Genomic DNA, 3,554 nt, shown 5'->3' on the forward strand with positions numbered 1-3,554 from the left:
TGTTGTAAGCTGCTATCGCCTCGTCCAGCTTGCCTTGCTCTTGGAGAGTAACGCCAAGATTGTTGAAGCCATCAGCATAAGTTGGATTCAACTCTGTCACTCTCTTAAAAGCGCTGGCGGCATCTGCCGTCCGACCCAAGCCTTTGGTCGCAGCCCCCAAGATATTCCAAACAATAAATGCTTCAGGATATTGCTCTGTCAGAGCTTGTGCCTGCTCAACGACAGCAGTCAGTTGTCCCTGATTATAGAGAGCAACAAGGCGATCAATGATTTCCTGAGGTACAGCCTGTGGCGCATCGGGCTTGCTCAATGCAGCCAAACCCTGCTGCGCACGTACATTCTTGGGAAAAGCCTGCAACACAGATTGGTATAGCTTTTTTGCGTCTTCAATCTCACCTTTCTTTGCGTGAGACTTTGCCTTTAAAAGAACCTGGTCTACCGATATTTTTGCCAATGTCCCAGCCCCTCACGTTTTACTAGAATTTCTTAGGAACATTCGTGCCACACAAGAGCATGCAACACAACATTGGCAATGTAACTCAAACCAACTCTACTACCTTTGTCTTCGCCTCAACATCACCTTCGATGTAGCGCTGCGTCACAGCCAGCGACGAGTGACCCGCCAGCATCTGCACACCCCGTAAAGATCCTCCAACTGAGCTGATCTTTCGAGCGGCGCTGGTGATGAACGTCCTACGCCCACTATGAGACGAGCAACCCAACAATCCCATATCATCGAACCATGACGCAAACATGTTCACAATCGCTTGGGGTGATGTCTTGGCAGAACGCTCAGTGCGGATCACATGCGATGTAGTTAGATCGAAACGATGGTTCTGACGTTCTTGTTCGAGCAGATCCGCCAACTTCAGGCGCAACTGCATGTTCAACGGGATTACTCGACCGCCCCTGCCCTTGGATGCTTTATCTGTCAAATGAATGCTTGTGCCAATGTCGCCATCGGCATCCGTAACCATCGACCATGTAAGACAAGCGATCTCTTTTGCACGAAGACCTGCACGGACCGACAACATCACAATCACTTCATTGCGTAAGGGCTGCCGCAAAGTGCCAACATACCAGATCAGCTGGTCGATTTGTTTCTTAGTCAGTATCTTTGCTTGTTTACCTAATGCCATGTCTAACTCATTGTAAAATGGTGCTTTTCATGAGTTTTAACATGACTGGAATTTCACATTCCACAAGGGAGGATAAAGGTCCGTGTCCTTTCAATGGGTTACGTGAACTGATGAGATAATGAGTATTTGTTCATGAGTTTCAGAAATGAATTTCTCATAAGAAATCTGACCTGCATTGCGTTCAGTTGTGCATATCTACTTACTCAGGAGATTGCGTCTCAGGCTTGGTTGACAAAAATGCAAATAGTTATTGTTTCCCTTGGTCAAATTATTATCTCATGCCCAAAGAATAGGAGCCTCACATGACAGAACAAACTCGCAACTTTGAAGCCGATACAGGCAAGATCCTAAACATAGTTATTAACTCACTGTATTCTGACAGAGACATCTTTCTGCGTGAGCTTCTATCGAATGCTTCAGATGCGGTCCACAAACGAAAGCTCTTGGGTCAGACACAGCCTGACATCTTAAATTCGGATGAAGATGAGATCCTAGTTGCCGTTGATGACAAGAAGAAAACAGTTGAAATTATAGACACTGGCATCGGTCTCAATGCTGATGATCTCACAGAAACGCTTGGGACTATTGCACGCTCAGGAACGTCTTCATTTTTAGACAGTATCGAAGAAGCTTCTGATAGTAAAAACGCAGCCAAAGCACTCATCGGTAAATTCGGTGTAGGCTTTTATTCGGCTTTCATGGTCGCAGAAAAAGTCGTGGTGACTACTAGGAAAGCGGGCGAGAATGGAGCCAACATTTGGGAGAGTGATGGAAAAGCGGGATATACAATTACTGCTGTAAGCGACGAACAGCCCGTCGGGACTTCTATCAAGCTATTCCTGCGCAAAGATGCCAAAGAATATGCTAATCTTCATAAACTTAAAGAACTAATCAAAAAGTATTCGGATCACATCGTTATTCCTATTTTCGTGCAATCTAAGGACGTGGAGAAGGAACAAGCGAACAGTGCGCAAGCATTGTGGACGAAGTCGCCTTCAGAGGTGTCAGAAGAAGAATATTCTGAGTTCTATAAAGCCAGCTTGGGCGCTTTTGATGAGCCTTACATTATTCTGCATAACAAGACCGAAGGATCGATAGATTTTACTAATCTTCTGTATATTCCCAAGACCGCCCCTTTTGATCTTTTCGAGCCTGAACGCAAAACAAAAGTCAGCCTATATATAAACCGTGTATTCATTAGCCAGGATGTGGATGGCGTGATCCCTACATGGCTGCGCTTTGCGAAGGGTATCCTTGACACCACGAGCCTTGATCTAAACGTTAGCAGGGAAATGGTTCAGAACAGCCCAGTCATCAAAAAGATTTCAAAGTCTGTTACGAAACGAGTTCTCTCCGAACTCAAAAAGAAGCTGAAAAAAGACGAAGCAGGGTATGACACGTTTTGGGAGCAATTTGGTAAAGTCTTAAAAGAAGGACTCTACGAAGACTATGAATATCGTGATAAGATCGCAGAGATCACTCGTGCGTATTCACTTAAACATCAAAAGCTGATCAGTCTTGATAGCTATTTGGAAGAGATGGCAGATAAGCAAGATAAGATCTACTACCTTACTGCTGATACATTAAAGCAAGCCAAGACTAGCCCCCACCTAGAGGGCTTTAGAGCCAAAGATATTGATGTATTACTGATGACGGATCCCATCGATGCATTTTGGATGTCACAAATGGGTGCTTACAAAGAAAAGTTATTCTTATCCATCTCTCGTGACAAGTATGATCTTTCTGAGTTGTCTGAAGAAACGCCAAATGAAGCGACCAACGAAGTTGAGACCAGCTCGATAGCATTGTTAATCAAGGATTGCTTGGGGGATGCTGTCGAAGATGTAAAAGTGACGACCTCACTTGTCGAAAGCCCCGTCAGGTTAGTCGCTGGTAAAGGCGGGCTGGACTTCAACTTAGAACGCATCCTAAAGGCTCAAAATCCCGAATTTGAGGGTAGTAAAAAGACCTTGGAAGTAAATGCGGACCATTCACTGGTTCGTAAAATCCCAGATCTTTCTCCCGAACTACAAAAAGCCCTAAGCCGAGTTCTATTTGAACAAGCGAGGGTTTTGGACGGTGAAATGCCATCAGATCCACAGCAGTTCTCGAAGGATCTAATCGCAATCGGCACTGCACTTTGAAATAATTGGATAAGCGGGTATTAATCCTGCTTATTCAATTCAACTTTCTCTAATGCATAAGGGCGTGAATTTCTTATAAGAAATCGATCAACGTCTCTTCGCTGACTTTGCAGCCAATCCATGCCCGACTACATCTACGGCGACACCTGCGCCTATCTGCTGTCGTTGAGCAATCAAACCATCGAAGAGATGATCAAGTGACTGTGACCTGCCCCCCTAGGCTCCCTCATTCATAACGAGAGTTTGCGGGTTTGGATTTCATATTCTTTAT

3 protein-coding genes are annotated in these 3,554 nt (G+C 44.9%); 1 reads left to right on the plus strand and 2 read right to left on the minus strand.

Features of this window, described 5'->3' with window-relative positions; translation table 11 throughout:
- Both PFRI_RS05045 and PFRI_RS05050 read right to left on the minus strand, forming a co-directional pair.
- On the minus strand, positions 1 to 454 hold a 454-nt coding region (locus PFRI_RS05045; protein WP_139292095.1), incomplete at its 3' end, for a tetratricopeptide repeat protein.
- An 85-nt stretch (positions 455 to 539) separates the two neighbouring features.
- Complete coding sequence (locus PFRI_RS05050; protein ID WP_072629649.1) at positions 540 to 1,139, minus strand: tyrosine-type recombinase/integrase; 600 nt, start codon at positions 1,137 to 1,139, stop codon at positions 540 to 542.
- Positions 1,140 to 1,441: 302 nt separating this feature from the next.
- Here PFRI_RS05050 and htpG point away from each other — a divergent pair, with 302 nt between their 5' ends.
- Entirely contained in the window at positions 1,442 to 3,283 is a 1,842-nt protein-coding gene (htpG, locus tag PFRI_RS05055; protein WP_072629650.1) for a molecular chaperone HtpG, read from the plus strand.
- Positions 3,284 to 3,554 lie beyond the last annotated feature (271 nt).

The organism is Planktotalea frisia (assembly GCF_001890925.1).
GTDB classification, from domain to species: Bacteria; Pseudomonadota; Alphaproteobacteria; order Rhodobacterales; family Rhodobacteraceae; genus Planktotalea; species Planktotalea frisia.